14 protein-coding genes are annotated in these 20,809 nt (G+C 40.4%); 7 read left to right on the top strand and 7 right to left on the bottom strand.

The window, feature by feature from the left end; translation table 11 throughout:
- Nucleotides 1–331: 331 nt before the first annotated feature.
- The 7 genes from IFO69_RS10405 to IFO69_RS10375 form a co-directional block, all read right to left on the bottom strand.
- Nucleotides 332–1,186 carry a phosphodiester glycosidase family protein gene (locus IFO69_RS10405; RefSeq protein ID WP_192010043.1) on the bottom strand — a complete coding sequence of 285 codons (855 nt, stop codon included), beginning with the start codon at nt 1,184–1,186 and terminating at the stop codon, nt 332–334.
- A gap of 171 nt (nt 1,187–1,357) precedes the next feature.
- Nucleotides 1,358–2,677 carry an IPT/TIG domain-containing protein gene (locus IFO69_RS10400; RefSeq protein ID WP_192010042.1) on the bottom strand — a complete coding sequence of 440 codons (1,320 nt, stop codon included), beginning with the start codon at nt 2,675–2,677 and terminating at the stop codon, nt 1,358–1,360.
- 21 nt (nt 2,678–2,698) lie between these two features.
- The gene (locus IFO69_RS10395; protein ID WP_192010041.1) at nt 2,699–3,616 is read right to left on the bottom strand and encodes a phosphodiester glycosidase family protein; all 918 of its coding nucleotides are present in this window, start codon (nt 3,614–3,616) and stop codon (nt 2,699–2,701) included.
- Between the two features lie 19 nt (nt 3,617–3,635).
- Nucleotides 3,636–4,931: a RagB/SusD family nutrient uptake outer membrane protein gene (locus IFO69_RS10390; protein ID WP_192010040.1), complete on the bottom strand. Its 1,296-nt coding sequence runs from the start codon at nt 4,929–4,931 to the stop codon at nt 3,636–3,638.
- An 18-nt stretch (nt 4,932–4,949) separates the two neighbouring features.
- Entirely contained in the window at nt 4,950–8,303 is a 3,354-nt protein-coding gene (locus IFO69_RS10385; protein ID WP_192010039.1) for a TonB-dependent receptor, read from the bottom strand.
- A 98-nt stretch (nt 8,304–8,401) separates the two neighbouring features.
- Nucleotides 8,402–9,592 (bottom strand): FecR family protein, encoded by a 1,191-nt coding sequence (locus IFO69_RS10380; protein ID WP_192010038.1) that lies wholly within the window; start codon nt 9,590–9,592, stop codon nt 8,402–8,404.
- 100 nt (nt 9,593–9,692) lie between these two features.
- Nucleotides 9,693–10,271 carry an RNA polymerase sigma factor gene (locus IFO69_RS10375; protein WP_192010037.1) on the bottom strand — a complete coding sequence of 193 codons (579 nt, stop codon included), beginning with the start codon at nt 10,269–10,271 and terminating at the stop codon, nt 9,693–9,695.
- Nucleotides 10,272–10,934: 663 nt separating this feature from the next.
- Here IFO69_RS10375 and IFO69_RS10370 point away from each other — a divergent pair.
- The 7 genes from IFO69_RS10370 to IFO69_RS10340 all read left to right on the top strand — a co-directional run bounded on the left by IFO69_RS10370 (nt 10,935) and on the right by IFO69_RS10340 (nt 20,483).
- Nucleotides 10,935–11,309 (top strand): GreA/GreB family elongation factor, encoded by a 375-nt coding sequence (locus tag IFO69_RS10370; protein ID WP_192010036.1) that lies wholly within the window; start codon nt 10,935–10,937, stop codon nt 11,307–11,309.
- 288 nt (nt 11,310–11,597) lie between these two features.
- On the top strand, nt 11,598–12,176 hold the full coding sequence (locus tag IFO69_RS10365) for an RNA polymerase sigma-70 factor (protein WP_192010035.1): 579 nt from the start codon (nt 11,598–11,600) through the stop codon (nt 12,174–12,176).
- A gap of 132 nt (nt 12,177–12,308) precedes the next feature.
- On the top strand, nt 12,309–13,463 hold the full coding sequence (locus IFO69_RS10360) for a FecR family protein (RefSeq protein ID WP_192010034.1): 1,155 nt from the start codon (nt 12,309–12,311) through the stop codon (nt 13,461–13,463).
- A gap of 148 nt (nt 13,464–13,611) precedes the next feature.
- Nucleotides 13,612–17,064, top strand: coding sequence for a SusC/RagA family TonB-linked outer membrane protein (locus IFO69_RS10355; RefSeq protein WP_225444090.1), 3,453 nt, complete (start codon nt 13,612–13,614; stop codon nt 17,062–17,064).
- A 36-nt stretch (nt 17,065–17,100) separates the two neighbouring features.
- The gene (locus tag IFO69_RS10350; protein ID WP_192010032.1) at nt 17,101–18,828 is read left to right on the top strand and encodes a RagB/SusD family nutrient uptake outer membrane protein; all 1,728 of its coding nucleotides are present in this window, start codon (nt 17,101–17,103) and stop codon (nt 18,826–18,828) included.
- Between the two features lie 72 nt (nt 18,829–18,900).
- The gene (locus tag IFO69_RS10345; protein WP_192010031.1) at nt 18,901–19,701 is read left to right on the top strand and encodes an endonuclease/exonuclease/phosphatase family protein; all 801 of its coding nucleotides are present in this window, start codon (nt 18,901–18,903) and stop codon (nt 19,699–19,701) included.
- 11 nt (nt 19,702–19,712) lie between these two features.
- On the top strand, nt 19,713–20,483 hold the full coding sequence (locus IFO69_RS10340) for an endonuclease/exonuclease/phosphatase family protein (protein ID WP_192010030.1): 771 nt from the start codon (nt 19,713–19,715) through the stop codon (nt 20,481–20,483).
- Nucleotides 20,484–20,809 lie beyond the last annotated feature (326 nt).

Below are 20,809 nucleotides of genomic sequence, written 5' to 3'. Positions count from 1 at the left end.
TAAGAATTTGGTCCATAACAGTATGTTACAAACCAACCAATAATTTCCTATAAATATGTTATGCAAAATTGAACCTTATATTAATTATAGGTCATGTAGAGATTCCAATGTAATAATTTTATCTGCAACAAGAATTGAAAACAGGGAGGTTATAATTCCAACCGATCAATTATCTATAGGTACTTTTTCTAATTCCATGAATGAAAATGATTTTAAAAATACCAACGTACGCTCACAATATGTTCAACCTAAACGCCATCAATGCGCAAGCTTGATAGTAACCCAGGGATGCGATAAGCATCCCTGGGTTACACTAAAAACTAATTGTATTTCACCGTTGGGAAGTGATATAGAATATTCCTTTTACGGCTCTTTCACTCCCGTCAGTGGGCACATTTACAATATCATCTTCATCATAGCCCTTTACATACAAAGTACTGGAACCTCCTCCATCCAGATTAAGGATATCATCACAGCCTAGTGCATCACAAAAGAACTGTACCTCATCCAGGCTCATACCTGCGGCATTTTCAGACCTTCCTCCTATAACGATCAACAATAGATGGCCATTATTAAAGGCAATTACCGAGCGAGGATGCCTCTTAAGAACAAAAGGAGTACCCGACAGGTCTACCATCTTTTCATCATCCATAAGCAGCGGACCGGAGGTAAGGGCATGGTCAGCTTTTCCTGCTATTTTCTTTTCCTTCTCCCTGGACCAATTAGTGATGTCCACCTGATTATTGTAAACCAGTACGGCCCCAGTGCCCCGCGTCTCAAATTCAGCTGAATCAGTTTTTGCGAGTACTTTTCCATCAATCATCACTAAATGGCGACTATCTCCCAGTGGCTCTGCATGATTCCTAAAGAAAGACCCGTTTATGGCAGCAATGGCATCATTTGCTACGGCCTGCACAGAGGTTTTTTCCATATAATCTGCCATTCCAACCGAATAATCTACTTTAGCTTTTGCTGTATCAATATCCAGCATAAATATTTCCTGGGGAGCATCAAATAGCCTGACAGTGACCGTCTTTACCCGAATACCTTTGGCTACCTTTTTGGTATCCCATTTTAAGTTTTGAACCTTTTCCTTGTCTGTCTCATTCCACTTTACAGTGGACACTTGTTGTGCAGTGACATTACTACTTATTAGCATCAACAATAAATATATTCTCAACATCATTCTAGCCCTGATTTTAATTTTACTAAATCATTTAATAATTCCGGATCATTCATTTTCAGTCCATAATAACCAATGCATATTCGGGTTAAAATAAGGGAAGCCCCAACTACTGACTTCCCCTATTTCAATTTAACTTATGCGGCTATAGCAAAGATCCAGCTGTACCCAAAATTATTTTTTTTCAATTTTCCTGATCCTGTGATTTCCAAGGTCTGCCACATAAACAATTTCATTCAGCACTTCCACATCTGTCGGATTATAAAACTGTGCGATGATATTGGGTCCATCTAAAAAGCCACTTACAGTACCTCCGATAGTGGATACTTCTCCATCTTTAACAAGCCTTATTTTATGATTGGATAAATCCGCGACTACAATTTCTCCGGATGCTCCCACAGCTACGCCGTAAGGATTGTTAAACTGGGCTTCTTCTGCCAGACCATCACGGCTTCCTTGACTGCTTCCAGCAATAGTACTTACTTTTTCAGTGCTTAGATTAATTCTTCTTATCAAATGGTTGATACGATCTGCAACGATGATGTTCCCTTCATTGTCCATATCCAAGCCAGAAGGATTACTGAACATTGCTGCTGACAATGCTCCATCCTGATAGCCCTTTTCACCACTTCCAGCAAGCGTACTAACCGTTCCCTCCGTATCAATTTTACGGATTCTATGGTTGATATTGTCGGCCACATATATTATCCCATTTTCATCCACGGTAACATCAATGGGTTGGTTAAACTGTGCAGTAGTGCCCGGGCCATCTTGATAACCTGCTGTTCCTGTACCGGCCAGGGTACTCACATTTCCATCCACATCAATTTTTCTGATAGCATGATTGTCTCGGTCAGCCACATAAATATTTCCGTCTTTATCCACACAGGACTTCCACGGGTAATCCAATGTAGCTATGGCTACCGGACCATTTTGGAAACCTTTATTGCCAGTACCAAGAATAGTAGAAACATTTCCTTCCATATCCACTTTTCTAATCGCATTATTGGTCCGGTCAGTAATGATAAGGTATCCTCCGGGATGTTTGGCAACTCCTTCAGGGTTTCTAAAAAAGGCATTGGTACCAAGACCATCAGTCAAACCATATTCACTATTTCCTGCTAAAGAAGAAACAATATATTCTTCAGGGGCTTGAATAAAATTAAATGAAAGGTCTGCTCCAGCTGCAGTTTCCCCATTGATGGACACAGTTAGATTGGTCACCCCTTCTCCTTCAGGCACAACCACTTGTAATTGATCATTGCTTGCTTCCAATACAGTAGCTGAATTCCCATTGAACATCACTTCGTTATTTTCCCGAACTGGAGAAAAGCCCCTTCCCGAAATGATCACCACATCGTTTATGTACCCTTCCTGGGGGCGCATGGTATACACAAAGGCCTGTTTATCTGGTACAGGACTGCTGTCCTCCTCAGTACATGACCAAACGGAAAGTACCACAAACGTCAACAATAGAAAATTTATATATTTCATGATTTTTGTTTCTTCAAGGTTTTAATTTTCATTTACCAAAATAGCCCATCCGTTACCCACTGGTCTGGGACTTCCATCGGAAGGTTTATTCCTAATATGGAAGACATCAGAAAGGCTGTGCAAAGTGACAAATGTAGAAGAACCTCCACCATCTAAATTGGTGGCATCTTTTACTCCCAATGCCTTAAACATCTCTGCTAATTCCGATAAGGTCAAACCATTGGAATAATCAAAATCCCTTCCATCCACTACGATAAAATAGACTTCATCCAGATCGGTAAATCCCACGCCTGTTCTTGGGTGAATTTCAGGATTGCTTAGCGGTGCCAAATCATAATCTCTCACCAACAAATCACCTGCTCCAAGACCAAATTGTAAATCGGCTTCATACTGTTCAAAATCATCCGACAAGCCAATAACCGGTTTGCCATTCTTGTAGATCCCAAAAAAAGAATCCAACATAGCGGTATTTTTGATGACTTCGCCATCCAAGACGACAATCCCCCTTGGTTCTCCGGTGGTCATATTGAAAAAATCCGAATTCACGGCTCCTACCACCTTTTTACCAGGAACTTCCACATACTCCAGCATTGCCGGAATGGACTGCATGCCATAGCCTTTGCTTCCATAAGGCATCATGGCATTTAATTCTACCCCATTTTCCTTAAGGTCTATCTTAAACACAAACATTCTCATCGACAAACCTTTCATGGACAAATAATGAATATCCGTTTCTTCAACTCCAGGTGCCACCACAAATGTAGTATCCCAAAACACATTGCTTACCAAACCTGTACTGTCCATCAACCTTTGGGTGATGGACGAAATCTCTTCTTCTATAATGGAAGGTTGCACATCCTCATTTTCACAGCTGACCGTAGTCATGGTCAATACCGTCAGTAGGAATAAGGAATAATAATATTTTATATTTTTAGTCATCCTTTTCTATAATTTGTGTTTAATAACCCGGGTTTTGAACAAGCTTCTCATTCAGCATCAATTCGGTTTCAGGAATAGGCAATAAGGTTTCCCTTTCTTGGATACCAATTTCACTCACCGCTTTACCCGTTCTTACCATATCTACCCATCTAAAGCCCTCAGCAAATAATTCCCTTCGCCGCTCTTCTAATACCAAATCAAGCATTTGCTCTTCCGAAGAAGCAGATACGGGACTTAATCCTCTTGCAGCTCTTAGTTCATTTAATCTGTTCAATCCCGCTAACCCTTGTCCTTCGGCACTGATCAGATACATTTCAGCAAGTCTGCTTACATTTAATGGGTCTGTACCTGTTTGACCACTGGGGTATTTATTGACTACATCGAGTCCCTCATAGGTATCCACCGAAATGGAGGATCTCCTGTCTGACGCGGTAAACATCTCCATCGCCCAAGGGTTTGGTTTGAACACGTAGGAACCACTTTGGGGATGGGCATAAGTATAGAACCAAGTGCTTAAGTTGATACTGGACTCTATCGTTAGGTTGACGAAAGCAAATATCAACTCGGAATTAGCCTGTCTACGGAATATTTTTTCAAAACTATCCAACTCAAAATAAGGCTTTGCAATTAATTCTTCAGCTAATTCAACTGCTTCAGCTTTTTTACCTTGAAGTAACTTGGTCCTTGCCATTAGCGCGATTGCGGCATCTTTTGAAACGTAATTATAGTCACCGCCCAAATCAGATGAAAAATTCGGGGCATATTGCATCGCATACTCCAAATCTTCCTCTATAAATGCATACACTTCTTCACGAGTGTTTCTAGGCAGCTTTTCCATGGTGTTTTCTCTGAGGACAGGTACACCACCAAACTTACTAACCAGATTATAATAAATATATGCCCTGAAATAATGGGATACTCCCCGTATCTGGTTGAGTTCTGGTGAATTTGAAAGGTGCTTCAAACTTTCAATCAGAGTATTTACTTGGTACAATGCCTCATAATACCCAATCCAGATATTTTTGGGGTAGCTATGTTCAGGTCTTAAAATATTACTGATAAATGCATTGGTTCCTCCTCCGTTTACCGAGCTTGCCGAGTTAAGGTCCCCCCCTAAAAGATCTCCCATGATAAAGGATTCGCGGCCAGGGTCATTTTGCACGGATTGATAAATCCCTATAAGGAATGACTTGGCATCCTCCTCTGTGAGTTCAGACTCGGATGAAACTGCAGACCTTGGATATAAATCCAACTGATTGCTGCAAGATGTGGCCAATAGTAGGGCCAGCAAGAATATGGATAAATTAAATTTCATGGTTTCTTTCATTAAAAGTTAGAAAGTAAGATTTAGGCCCACCCGTAAAGTTCGTGGTTGAGGGAGGTTCATATTATCATCTCCCATAAACCTGGCATCATAATTCTTCGATACTTCAGGGTCCAAACCGGAGTATTTGGTGAGAATAAACAGGTTTTCTCCTTGGACATAAAACCTACAATGTGTCATATCAAGTCTATCCGATAAGCTCTTTGGCAAAGTATATCCCAAGCTTAAGGTGCGAAGTCTAACAAAAGACCCATCCTCCAAAAACCTGGAGGAATTGTACAGGTTATAACTACTTCCATGTACGGCTCGTGGTACCTCATTGCTGGTACCTGGCCCAGTCCATCTATCCTGGGCAATCTCTTCCCTGAAGCCCTGGTTTCCATATCCCAAACGGTCCGTGGTAATCCTCCATGTGGCATATACTTCCGCTCCTTTGGAATAGGTTAAAAAAGCCGAAAGATCAAAGTTTTTATATTTGAAGGTGTTTGACCAGCCTCCATAAAAATCAGGATTGGAACTACCAATAATTTGGCGGTCTTCTACATTTATAATACCATCATCATTAAGGTCCTCATAGATCACATCTCCGGCACGGACTCCCTGGTCGTATAAGGTTTGCGGCACTTCTTCATCATATTGGTAGATACCCAACATTTTATACATATAGAAACTACCTACTTCCTGCCCTACTTGAAGTGTTCTGTTTGCTCCAATCAAAAGTGCATCATCGCCTAGCAGGGAAGTCAGCTCATTATCAATAAATGAAATATTAAAATCTGATTGCCACTGTAGCTCACCAAAACGGTTATTATAAGCCAACATCAATTCCAGACCGCGGTTTTGCATGCTCCCAATATTGCTGGTAATGCTGCTAAATCCAGAGGTAGCATGGATGGGCATACTGTACAAGAGATTTTCGGTGTTTTTGATAAAATAATCCGCTGTAAGGTTGAGTTTTCCTTCCATAAACCCGGCATCTACCCCTATGTCAAACTGTTTGGCTGTTTCCCAGGTCAAATTCGAATTCCCAAAAGTAGATATGGACAATCCACTATTCCCATTATAATTGGCACCACCACTCATCAAAGCTTGATAGGCATAACTTCCAATACCATCTTGATTGCCTGTCGCTCCATAGCTGGCCCGAAGCTTCAAATCCGTTTTGTTCAAATTCCAAAATGGTTCATCAGAGACATTCCATCCTGCAGAGACTGAAGGGAAAGAACCATATCGCTTTTCAGGTGAGAATCTGGATGAGCCATCGGCTCTTAGGGAAAGTGAAAGCATATATTTGTCCGCATAGCTCAGGTTAGCCCTACTGTAATAAGATTCCAAGGCACTTTCTCCAAAACCCGACGTGGCATTGGCGATTTCGCTGGCTACCGATATAACATCAAAAGATGCTGAAGGAAAGCCCCTGCCATCGATATAATTGGTACTTGAAGTTACTTTCTGATAAGAATGGCCCACCAAGGCATTGATGCTCAGCTTTCCAAATTCGTGATCATAATAAAGGGTATTTTCTATCAAGCCATTGGTCAACATTCTTCGCTCATCCAAAACCCTTCCTTGACCAGCACCATAAGGGTGAAGATCCGTATAGTGAAGGTAATCCTCCGTATAGCCCGCATCCATCCCAAAGCTATTTTTCAAATGTAAAGATGGACTGAATTGAATATCTGCAAAAGCATTGCCCAGTATCCTGTAGTTGTCCAGTTTTGTTTTTTGCTCATTAAGGATTTGAACATTGTTATGGTAAACCAATTCTTCTGTCCCTCCCACATAGTAGTCCCCATTGGGCTTAAATGGCCTATCATATGGCCTTTGCCCCATACTTCTTAAAAAAATAGATGATCCGTAATCCCCATTTGGAATCCTATGGTTTCTTGAGAAACTTAAATTCGTATTTACCCCAACATTCAACCAATTTGTCGCTTGGTGGCTTACATTTACCTTGCCATTATACTTTTTGTACTCATTGGTTTCGATTACCCCTTGCTGATCCAAAAACCCACCAGATATAAATAATTTGGTCTTTTTGGTTCCTGTACTAAATGACATATTTACATTGGACACCAAGGCATTTCTGGTCACCCAATCCAACCAATCCGTTGAAGGCATACCCGGATACGGATTTTGCAAGTACTCCACAAAGTTGCCATCTCCTGGTTGATAGCCATATTGTTGGTTGAAATTGTACTTTGCCTCATTCTGGACTTCTAAGTAGAGATCGGTTTCTGCCATTTTCAGCTTATCTACATTTGGTAGATACTGGACACCGAAATTGGAATTAATGGAAAAACTGGATTGCCCTTCCTTTCCTGACTTGGTCGTAATGATTACTACCCCATTGGTTGCACGTGAACCATAAATTGCTGCAGAAGCCGCATCCTTAAGCACTTCTATAGATTCAATATCTTCAGGATTTAGTTGAGACAAGGGATTCATTCCTTCCCCCAAGTTGAACAGAGCAGCATTGGTATTTACCAGAGGGATTCCATCCACGACATATAAAGGTTCATTTTCACCACTAAGGGATCCAATCCCCCTGATACTGACTCTTAGGGCACTGCCAGGGGTACCTCCACCAGCTCCCACATAAACGCCAGGCATACGGCCCTGCATGAGTTGGTCAGGTCCCTGAACCTGCCTGAAATTTTCTTCAGTAGGTTTGAAATCGGCAATGGCACTGGTCACTTTTTTTCTTTCTTGCTGTCCATAACCAATGATTATCACTTCTGAAAGTGAGTTTTCGGAAGGAGAAAGCATAATATGGATAACAGATTGATTATTGACAGCCACCTCCTTTGGTTCATAACCTATATAGCTAATTACCAAAATGGCATCATCAGGTATATTGGAAAGTTTAAAATTTCCATCCAGATCTGTTACGGTGCCTTTCGATGCTCCTTTCAGCCTGACCGTAGCTCCTGGAAGCACCTCTCCATCGGCACCTCTTATGGTGCCGCTAATATCCCTGTTCTCCTCTTTTTTTGATAGCCCTTTCCTCTGAATCACAACAAAATTGTCAACTATTTTATAGGTAAAAGGCTGTTTGTCAAAAAGAATTTGCAAAGCATATTCAAGGCTTGCATTGCGTAAGCTAATGCTTACCGGAAAGGCCTCATTAATGATCTCATCTGAGTAAACAAAACTAACTTTGGTTTGGGCTTCAATAATGCCCAAAACCTCAGTAAATTGTTTTTCATAGACATCTACGTTCAGTTCTTGGGAATGCACCTTGGCACTAACATGAAAACATAGGGCCAAGCATAAAATAAAAGTCCATTTCATAACCAAAAGGTAATTTGGCGGGGCAAAGGAAAGCGCTTTCCCTTCTTGTCCCAAGTAGGTAAATTTCATAACTTTACAGTTTAGAAGTTGATTGATAAATTTTAATTGTGAAGATTGAATGGCATTGATCAGCCGTGCCAGTGGTTTTCCGAGGACCACTGGTTTTTTTAGTTCTTTTCTGTTACATAGAGTATTCCATTTTTAAATTCAAAATCTATTTCGCCAGATAGTTCCAAGACTTCAATTACCTTGGACAATTTCGTATCCATATCGATAGACGCGTTAAAATGCCTGGTAGGAATTTGCCCTTTGGCATCTACCTTAATATTGTACCAGCGCTCCAACTGTCGGAGAACTTCATCCAATCTGGTACTTTGGAACAAGAAATATCCCTCTTTCCAAGCAATAGCCTCTTCTAAAGACCCCATGGACACCTCCAAATCCTCATTACTCATCGCTTGATATCCAGGCACCAATACTTTCTTCCGCCCATTGTAAGCTACTTCAACCTTTCCTTCCAGTAGGGTTGTCTTGGTGACATTTTCATTTTGATAAGCTTTTATATTAAAGTGGGTTCCCAAAACCTTGACCTGCGTGCCGTTTGCTTCAACAATGAATGGTGATTTTGGGTTATGGGCTACCTCAAAATAAGCTTCACCACTGAGGGTAACCTCCCTCCTTCCCTGCTTAAATTCGGATGGGAAACTTAGGGTAGAAGCACTGTTGAGCCATACCTTTGTCCCATCGTGCAATTCCACAGTATATTTTCCGCCAGTTGGAACAATAACTTTAGAGTATTTATCAGATTTTAAACTTGGCTTTGAATCCAAACTTATGGCCACAAAGTCCTTGTTTTTGGTGACCTGCAAGCCTTCGTGGGTATGTTTTTTACCTTCAATTAAATCTTCCAAATGAATTCTGTTCCCATCAGGTAAGACCAGTGTTGCCTTTTCTTTACCGGGGGGGACATCCGCAACTTGGTTTATATTCATATTATTTCCGGAAGAGTCAAGTAAGCCTGTGAAATGGGCAAGAGACCATCCCAAAAACATCAAGGCCAAAACCGCAGCAACAGAAGCTGTTTTTTTAATCCAAAGTTGTCTGGTTAATGTTTCACCTCTTCTGGATAAGATCTTTGATTCCAGATTTTTAAAAGACTTGTCCGAATCAATGTTCTCCAGCTTAAAAATTTGTTGATCAATAAAGCCACTTGAGGTAATCTTATCGTAGAATTCCTTATTCTTAAGATCTTTCGACAACCATTCCTCCAATAGTTTCCTTTCTTGGGGATCCAGTTGATTCCTTAATTCTTTATGAATTAATTTGGCATAAAAGTGATATAAATTGTCCTTCTGCATTCCAATGTCTTTACCTTATTACATTGTAAGCTAAAAGTTGGGTGAAAGAAAAATAAACTTTTTTTAATAAACTGCTTAAAATAACACTGCCGTTACATTATTAACAGTTTATTAATATTAAAAACAGGGTAAAAACCTCAGGATCAATTCTTAGTTTAAGAAGTTTCAGGCTCCTTTGCTTTTGAGTTTTTACAGTATTGACGGTAACACCTAAAATATCGGCCACTTCTTTATTGCTTTTGCCTTCAAGGTAGGACAGTTCAGCTACAGTCCTGCATCCCTCAGGAAGGCTTTTCATTGCTTCATAAACCATACCGACAATTTCTGACTGAATAAGGTGGTGCAAAGCGGTAGAACCTTGTACTGCTTCGGGATCCAGTTCTTCCTTTTTGGAAGCATTTTTTTTAAGATCCTTTAAAGCATTAATACTTTTGTTTTTGACGGCCTTGTACAAATAATTCCTTATGTGGTCCTCTTCTCTGAAAAAATGTGATTCCGGCCATTGTGATACATGAATAAAAACCTCTTGAACAAGGTCATCAGCCAATGATTGGTCCCCAATAATTTGCATGGCATAGTAGACCAACTTTTTATGGTAGGTATAGAATAAATCCTTCAAAGGAGAATAGTTTGACCTAACCCTCTCTGAAAACAGTTTATCCTTTTTATCTATGCCCATTTCAATTATATATCAATTATTTATTTTACTGATCCAGCAACAAGACACGCAACAACCTTTCCTTTTCGCAAAGGAAGCAACACTCTTGCAATCAATCCATGATTTGATATTATCAATTTATTAAAATAGGCTTTAAAGCCAAAAAATATCAATTTGATTGTTATTTGGTATCAACCATTTGTATCTAAATACGTAAAGATGTAAAGACATAACTAATCACAGCACTTGAGTCAGAAAAGCAGTAAATATTATTTCCCAAATAATAGGAAGTCGATGACTTCTCCTGTATGTTTCATTTCAAGTCCTGACGTGCAAGATACTTATCTATTGGAAGAGCCCCGTGTCCATACCAATAATCCTTTAGGCCCAACCAACAAACAGCAATCTAAAGATAATCATAAGAAGCATTAACTTTTATTTATGATTATCCTTGAATCATACCCTTTAATATTCAAACCTGCATTTTCATTTGTTAGAAAAGTGGTCTTGTGGTTTTCCTGCAGTAAAGCCTTTATTCATTAACTCTCCGACAGGGCCTTGTTGGAGAGCGATTATCTTTTTAAAATCTTGAAATGTCCTTTAATTGATATTTTAAGAAGCATCGGTTGACAAAGGCCCTCAGTTGGTCAACTAGTTTTTGAACCATATTTAAACATTAATTTTATGAAACCATTGATAAGAAAATCAGATTATCAAACCATTAGAAATATACTCCTATCATCTAGATCCAATGGTCAGCACCACGACCTGTTGCCATTGGAAAATGAACTGAAAAACTGTGAAGTTTTGGAGGATCCTCTGCTTGATGAACGTATAGTTCGTTTGTATTCTACTGTCGAGGTATTGGACCTGAAGTTTAAAAACACCATCAGGCTTACATTGGTCCTTCCCCAAGATGCCAATATCAAAACTGGCCAAGTGTCCATTTTGGCACCATTGGCTGTTGCACTGATTGGATATCGGGAAGGTCATCAATTCAATTGGACCCTGCCAGCAGGAGAGCGACAACTAAAAATATTGTCAGTAGTGCAAAAATAATTTTTAAGGCAATGGGCAGTTGTATATTGGCCCATTGCCATAATACAAATGGATATATTCTACTCCATATTCAAATTAACAATATAAAACTACCCATTATCTTCTGAAGGATAAGAATCCAATCCTAAAGGCCATTAAATCCTATTTAACAAATAGATAACGTTTTCTTTATATCGGTAATTTTTTGATGACTTCGGCTTTTTTCTATTTTTGTTATACAGGAGTACCTATTAATATTGTTTATCACCCGCAAAAAACAAATAATCCCCTTCAAACGCTAAATTGTAATTGCCAGATCTAAGCCTAAATATTGATTCCCCTCAATTCATCGAGCTGATTGAAAAGGATGCTTCGAAGGCTTTTGAGTTACTTTTTAAATTGTATTATGACAAACTCTTCCACTTGGCCAAATACTATATAAACCATGATTCTGATGCCGAAGAGCTGGTACAAGATGTTTTCTTAAAATTGTGGGAGCGTAGGTATGGTGTCACTCACTTGAATAACAGCTACCTTTTTACCATTACCAAAAATGCCTGTATGGATTATTTAAGGCATAAGAAGGTGGTTATGCAAAAATCAAGGTTACTTTATGATAAGGCAATGACAGACCCTATGCGGTTTCTCCATAATGAAACTGCTTCTAAGGTTTTGGAAAATGAACTAGCGCTGAAAATTTCGGAAAGTATAGCTGCCCTGCCCAAAAAACAAAGAGAGGTATTTGTTAAAAGTAGGATTGATGGAAAGAAAAATGGAGAAATTGCAAAAGAAATGAATATTTCCAAAAGAACTGTGGACACCCATATTTCACTTGCCTTAAAATCAATGCGATTACAACTCAAGGATTTTTTGACATTGTTTCTCTAGTCCCAAATCCATGCTGAGTTTATTGAATACCACTTTTTAAAACTTAGAATAGAAAAAACAAAATTTCTTGTTTTCCCATTACGTACCTTTTTAAGCTGAGCCGTTTATTGTTGAGTTGACCAATAAACAGCAATGGACGAATCTAAACTTTTAAAATATTTTGAAGGAACAGCTACCGGGAAAGAAACGGAGGACATTGAAGCATGGTTTCAGATTTCTAAAAGCAATGAAGACCGGTTCTACCAGCTGAAAGCCCAATATATTGCCAGTAAGTTTAAAGAAACTTCGGACCAGATTGACCTTAATTCAAAATGGAAACAGTTTCAAATCAAGACTCAAAACAAGTCCATATACAAGTTCAGATCACCTTTACTAAAATATGCAGCATCTATCATCTTAGTAGTCGGGCTTGGAGCTTTATTCTATCTATTTCAAGGGATTTATGATCAATCACCAATACCTTATAGTGATGATAAAGTAATCACCCTTCAGTTGGGCAATGGTGAAACCATTCTAATGGAAGAATCTGGACAGCTGTCCATTAAAAACAGTAAAGGTCAGGTAATCGGAAATCAGCTAGGAGGAAGATTAACCTATTTATCCAAAAAGGGAAATAACGATGGTGGAAATCCCAGCTTCAATACCCTGAAAGTCCCCTATGCAAAGCGCTTTGAAGTAATCCTTCCAGATGGATCTGAAGTCACCTTGAATGCCGGAAGCTCGCTTACTTATCCCACCAGCTTCGACCACATGGAAACTAGGTCTGTTACTTTAAGTGGCGAAGCTTTCTTCAAAGTCAAAAAGGACGCTGACCAACCCTTTATTGTAAAAGCTGACCTGATGAATATTAGGGTTTTGGGCACGGAGTTTAATGTTTCTTCCTATCCGGAAGACCCCTTGGTACAAACGGCTTTGGTAGAAGGAAAGGTCAGTATTTATAACAACGATAGTTCTTATGATGAAAGGGCCACTGTTTTATTACCTGGAGAATTGGCAAATTGGGATAAGTCTGGCAACGAAATCCAGGTCAAAAAAACCGAACTGGATATGTATACGGCCTGGCTAAGCGGTAAAATCATCTTCAGGAATATTTCATTTCCCAACATCATTAAAAAGCTGGAAAGACACTATGATGTAGAGATAGTCAATAGCCAAGGGACTTTTGAAACAGAATACTACTCTGCCAGTTTCGATGTGGAAACCATTGATGAGGTCATGGAGACATTTAAAAGAGCCTATGGCTTACAATATGAGATCAAGGGAAACAAGATATTTATTCACCATTAAACCAATGCCTATGAACCAACGATAACACCCCAATTTTTCAAACGATCATAAAATACCTCAACAAAAAAAATCGGAAAATGCTGGAACATTTTCCGATGAAAGATTTTGTGATCAAATATCATTCAACCACTAAATGCATTTCAAAAGTATGAAAAATCTATGTAAGCCGAAAGGCAAATCCTTTTTAAGGTACTGGAAGAATATTGAATTCTTCCAAGTGCTTCTCTTGTTGTCCATGACCTTTCTTTTCAGTCCCATCCAGGCTTATTCAGCCTTTGGACAAGAGGATAAGGTAACCTTGAACATCCAAAACATGCCCCTATCAGAAGTGCTGTATCAAATTGAATCACAGACTTCCTATAAGTTCATCTATAATACCAAGGAACTTGACCCTGGTCTTAACATCTCTTTCAAAGCTTTGGAGGAACCTTTGGAAAAGGTGCTTAAAAGGCTATTTGCCTCCAATGATATAGAATACGAAATCATAACGGACACCCAAATTGTCCTAAAAAAGAAAAAAAAACTAATTATAGAGGGAACGGATCCTGCTCCAGAGACCATCGTGAGCGGTAAGGTAATTGACAAAAATGGAGAGCCACTGCCTGGTGCTTCCATTCTTGAAATGGGCACCAACAATGGCACCATTGCAGATATAAAAGGTAGTTTTAGGATAAAAGTATCCAGCCCTAATGCAGTCCTGAAGGTATCCTATCTTGGTTTTGTGCCCAATGAATATAAGCTGGATGGCCGTACAACCGTCACTATTGTGCTAAATGAAGATGTCACCGGTTTGGATGAAGTTGTTGTGGTCGGTTATGGAAGTCAAAAAAAGGCCAATGTCACGGGTGCAGTGGCGGAAGTCAAAGGTGAGGTATTGGAAGGCAGGGTTATCTCCTCCGTAGCTGGCGGATTACAGGGTTTGATCCCTGGATTGACGGTTACTTCCCCTTCTGGCCAGCCGGGAAGCCCCGCTACCAACCTGTTGATTCGCGGAGTCAATACCATCAACAGCCAGACCACTCCACTGATTCTGATAGACGGTGTGGCAGGTGGAGATATCAACCTGCTAAATCCAGATGATATTGAAAGTGTCACCGTACTCAAAGATGCCGCTTCATCGGCCATTTATGGAGCCAGGGCAGCCAATGGAGTGATCTTGGTAACCACTAAAAAAGGAAAGGGTGAAGAAAAGGTTTCCCTTAACTACAGCAACTACTTCGGTATTCAAAGTCCTATTGCCACCCCTGCTTTGGTCAGTGGAAGAGACTATATGACCTTGGAAAATGAGGCCAGACGTGCAAGAGGAGTAGCCATAGCCTATTCGGATGAAGCATTTGAAATGTATGATTCCGGGAATTTCCCTAATGACTATTCCAATACTGATTGGGTAGCGGAAACCTACAAGTCTCACTCGACTCAACAAAACCATAATTTCAACATCCAAGGAGGAACTGATAAGTCAGCCTATTACTTGTCCTATGGATATTTGGAGCAAACAGGCCTGGTCATAGGAGACCCTTATTTCTCGTCCAGAAACAATGTCCGCTTGAGAATGGAAACCCAAGTAATCGACCGATTAAAAGTCGATGCCAATATCAGTTATGTGGATTTCTATAAGCGTGACGCAGGCGGAGCAGGTACATCAGGTGTTTTTAGGTTGGCCCAGCGTATTTCTCCTCTTCTCCCAGTGATGTGGCAAAGCCCCACCAATAGCGGAGGCTGGGAAGACTCCCCTTACTGGTCTTATGGCTCCGTTTCCAATCCTGTGAGAACAGCCTATGAATCGGGATATACCAAAAATAAGTCCCGAACGCTAAATGGAAATTTCAAAGCTACTTTGGACCTGATTGACGGCATGTACATCAATGCCCAATATGCCTACAACTATTACTCCAGAGACATCAAGGATTGGACCGCTACCATGCCCAGGTTTTTGGCAGACGGTACCCCCCATCCTGCCAATGAAAATATCAGGAACGGTATTTCCAATACCCACAACAGCACCCTAACCCAAACACTTTTATCTACTTTCAATTATGAAAAAATCCTGGGAAGGCATGGTTTAAAATTCCTGGCCGGATATTCCCAAGAGTGGGCAAGCATGCCAAGACTATATGCATCAAGAAAGAATATACTACTTGATGGCATTACCGAGGTGGACGCAGGTACAGAGGATATCATTAATGGAGGGACTTCTGAAGAATGGGCCCTTCGTTCCTTCTTTGGCAGGGTAAACTATGATTTTGAACAAAAATACCTTTTTGAAGCCAACCTGCGCGTAGATGGTACATCCAGGTTTGCCCGAAATAACCGCTGGGGTATTTTCCCTTCCTTTTCAGCTGGTTGGAAATTTTCTGAAGAGCCATTTATGGATTTTGCCAAACCCATCCTCACCCTTGGTAAGATCAGGGCTTCTTGGGGAGAATTGGGAAACCAGAATATCAGTGGCAATTACTACCCATATCTTACAGAAATTCAGAGGCAAACCAAAGCTTACCCCATAGGGGTGAAAGAGAATGTTGGGTTTCAACAGTATGCCTTGGCCAATGAAAACATCCAATGGGAAACCATACAGATGCTCAACATAGGGGCAGACTTCAGTCTCTTGAAAGACCGCATGACCTTGTCGGTTGACTGGTTCAAGAAAAAGAACATCAATGCCCTTCTCAAGCCTATATACCCCTCCCTAATCGGTATAACGTCTTCCAGTAACCTTCCCTTGGAAAATATTGGAGCCATAGAAAACAAAGGTTGGGAAATAGCCATGGCCTGGAATGACCAGATAGGGGAACTTCGATATGGAATTACTGCCAATATCTCAGATGCCAAGAACCAGATCACTGACATGGGTACCAGTGCTGCCTCCTTGGGAGACAATATCAGAAGGGTCGGTGATCCGGTCAATGCCTATTATGGGTACCTTACTGATGGTTTGGCCCAAATAGAGGATTTCGAATCCTATGATGAGGACAATGACCGTTACTTAAACCCCTCTTTTCCGGTAATCAGCAGTTATGCTGATATCGTACAACCTGGCGATGTCGTTTATAAGGACATCAGTGGAGAAGCAGGACAGCCTGATGGCATCATCGATGAGTTTGACAAGGTCGTGTTTGGGGATCCTTACCCGCGCTACAGCTACGGTTTTAGAGGCTACGCCAACTGGAAACAGTTTGATTTCTCCTTTTATTTCCAAGGGGTAGGAAAAGTCAACGGATACCTGCGGGACGAGGCCCGACATCCTTTTATCAATGATTATTCGGTGCCAAAAGTGGAACACCTGGATCGGTGGAGTCCTGAAAATACGGAGGCCACTTATCCGCGAATGTATTATGAGGCAGATCATAATATCCTTTTTTCCAATTACTGGTTGGAAGATGCCTCTTACCTAAGGCTCAAAAACATCCAATTGGGATACTCCCTTCCACAACACTTGGTAGAAAAAATTAAGGTGAGTCGGTGTAGGATTTACCTTACAGCAGAAAACTTATTCACCATTACCAATTATTTCGGAGGTTTCGATCCGGAAGTACGTGAAACTTCAGGGGATGCCTATCCACAGGTGAAAACCATGGCTTTGGGTGTGCAAATAGGTTTTTAAAAGAATAATCCATTTACAACATTTAATCTAATTACCATGAATTATATAAAATATTCGCTTTTCCTGCTACTGGTATTGGCCAGCGGCTGCAATGAAGATTTTTTGGACAAATATCCTTTGGATAGCGTCACCCATGAAACTTATTGGCAGACAGAAGGTCAGCTCAGGGCTGCCTTATACCCCTGTTATGAAGGCTTGGATTACGAATTGATCATTTATCCCAATATTTATGGAGGGGACGTGGTTTGGGGAGATTTGAACAGTGGTCTGAGCAAGGTGCCTGGTGGAAGACATGCTGCCATGGATGGCTTTCCTTTTAACACCTTTTGGTCTTGGCTCTACGCGCCCATTTTTACATGCAACAACTTTTTAGATCACTATAACAAGGCAGCTATTGATCAGGATATCAAAGATACTTATGCTGCAGAAGTAAAGGTACTCAGGGCCCTTCAGTATTTTTGGTTGACCAGCTATTGGGGTGACGTTCCATTGGTGGATCGCGTCATCACCGCATCAGAGGCCTACATGCCCCGAACCCCAAGATCAGAGGTTGTCCAGTTCATATTAGATGACCTAGATTGGGCGGCCAGCAAACTTGGCTCGGAAATTCCATCTGGGGAAGATATAGGAAGGATAAACCGCTGGGGGGCTTTGGCCTTAAAGGCGCGCGTTGCGCTCCAAAATGAAATGTGGGAATTGGCGGCCAACACTGCAAAAGAAATCATCGACAACAGCCCTTATGAATTATACAGCAACTATCAGGATATGTACAAGCTTGCCGGTAATGCAGAAACAAACCCTGCCAACCGAGAAGCGATCATATACAGCTTGTTTGTAGAAGACTTACGCACAAACAACCTCAGTAACTATACCTGTACACCGGTAGACTATGTTCGTCTAAACGCTTCCAAACGTTTGGTAGATGCCTATTTATGTGCAGATGGAAAACCTGCCAAGGCAGGGCTGGAATATTACGGAAAACCTGTAAGCACCTCTGATCTGTACACATTTCCAGAGCAACATTACACTGATTATTTTGAAAACCGCGACCCCCGGTTGAAAATGACCGTCTACAGTCCAGGGGATCAATGGCCCGGTGGTGATGATGGGGATACCGACACCGGTACCGACAACGATATCTATCAATTACCTCGATTTGCTGTACTTCAAAACAACAACAGACTGGGAGCAAACGGATTAACGGGTTTTTACTTTAAAAAATACAATTCCTTGGAACTAGCAGGTTTATATAACCGGGACCATAACAATATCAATGTCATCCGTTTTGCTGAAGTTCTATTGATTTATGCTGAAGCACTTTTCAATATACAGGGAGAAACCCTTACCCAATCCCAAATTGATATGACCATCAATCAATTAAGAGAAAGGGTGGGCATGCACCCCATGAACCTTCAGGAACTGAATGATTGGGGTATGGACCTCAAAACAGAACTGCACCGTGAAAGACGAGTGGAAATGTCCATGGATGGTATGAGGTATTTTGATATCCTCCGATGGAAAGAAGGCGAAAAACATTTGGGCAAAGCAATGGTAGGTCCTAGTTTGAACGTTTGCATGAATGATCTGGGTGCAAACCCCTACCCTGACAATGGCATCGATGAATTTGGGGACATCATCTATGAAAAGTCTGTAGATGAAGGAGGCCTTGATAACTTTGATCCTTCAAAACATTATTTATGGCCTGTTCCGTATGCTGAACGTATCAAAAACCCAGACTTGGGCCAAAACCCTGGCTGGGAATAAAAAATAGGCTGGATCATATAAAATTGTTCCAGCCTTTTCCTTCCGTTTTTAGACTTAACTTTCCAACTATATATGAATTACCTGATTTTCCCATTGGTATTCTGGGTGTCAATGAATGTTTCTCAATTGAATGAGCAAAAAGCTGTTCAGCGAAATACCTTGAATGTTATGAGTTACAATGTTAAATACTGTGCTCCTTACAAAAGCAGCGAACCCAATGTTGATTCCATTGCCAAAATCATCAATCATGTCGCCGCAGATATTGTATTTCTACAAGAAATCGATCGAAACACTACTAGAAGTGGGCATATGGATCAATTGGCTTTACTTGCCGAAAAAACCGGCCTGAAACATTATTTTTACGGCAAGGCGATTGCCTATCAGGGTGGAGAAACGGGCTTGGGTATTCTTTCAAGGTATCCCATGGAAGATCAAAAAATACATAAACTGCCAAGAGTGGAGCTTGAAGGGAAATATGTAAGCTATCGGATCCTTATGAGTGCCTCGATAAAAGTAGGTAGCAAACGGTTAACAATTGCCAATACCCATATGGAACTGACTTTGGAAAACAGGGAACTTCAGGTTCCTGCTATCGATAGCATACTCTCTCAATCCAACTATCCCGTAATTTTGGGTGGTGATTTAAATGCCACACCAGATGGCCCAACCATGGCGTCGTTTTTCCAGAGACATTTTAAAAGTTCCTGTGAAGGGAACGCTTCATGCTATACCATTCCTTCTCGTGAGCCTAACCGAAAACTGGATTATATCCTCTTCAAGCCCCAATCCAGCTTCAAAATAAAAGACCACCAAGTAATTCAGACAGAGGCATCTGATCACCTGCCCATACTCACCACATTTTCGTTAAACTAAAAAAACTCATCATGAAACAATTTCTCTCCATTCTTTTTTTCACCTGTAATATCATATCATTACAAGCACAACAAAAATCCGATACGCTGACTGTAATCAGCTATAATTTACGATTTGGAGAAAAGGCTTCGATGAGGGAATTTTCAGAGTTTATCAAAGAACAGGATGCTGATTTAGTCGCGTTACAGGAGGTAGATATTAAAACCTTTAGGGAGAGAGCTCCACACCAAAATGGGAAGGACTTTATGGGGGAACTGGCATATTATACAGGGATGTTTGCTGCTTTTGGTAAAACCATCGATCATGCCGGAGGTTATTATGGTATTGGACTTCTTTCCAAATATCCTATTAATTCTGTAGAGAGAATTCTCTTGCCATTTACAGAGAACGGAAAAGAACAGCGTGCTTTTTTGGTCGCAAATATTGACCTACCCCAACAATCAATCATTTTTGTAAGTACCCATTTGGATTACACCAACACAGAAGAAAGGCAATTACAGGTTCAGGCCATCAATAAAAAATTGACCGATAATAAAAAACCCATCTTATTATGTGGAGACTTTAATGCACGACCCAAATCAACTGAAATTCAGGTTGATATGAACAAATGGATCCTCCTTGACAATGGTAAGCCAACTGCTTCTTCTGATGAACCAAAATATAAAATTGATTATATTTTTGGCTATCCGAAAATAAGTTGGGAACTTCTCCATTCGGATACGCCACCTAAGCTTCTTTCAGACCACTTACCCATTGTTTCAAAGGTAATAGTTCATTGGTAATCAATAAATCTAAACAACAATATTAAAAATAAAGACATAGTTTTCTTTTAGTTACATATCCCAATACTTAAAGCAATTTAAATATTTGAGTTTAGGCCAAAAGAAAACAGGATAAGCCAAAGACTTATCCTGATTCAAATTATGAAGTAGAGAATTTATTCTCCAGTGATTAAAATGCTCAAGCTAGCAAAGTCTCACTGTAAATTTTATGTCATTTACATCCCCAATCAGTCTATCCAAACTAAAAAACGGGTAGGATAGAAAAAATTATCCATTTCCTGATCAAGTAAATATGACCTATCATTACATTAGACCTTAAACCACTT

Origin of the sequence: Echinicola arenosa (genome assembly GCF_014841125.1) — a bacterium.
GTDB lineage: Bacteria > Bacteroidota > Bacteroidia > Cytophagales > Cyclobacteriaceae > Echinicola > Echinicola arenosa.
This window is presented reverse-complemented; position numbering and strand designations above follow the sequence as displayed.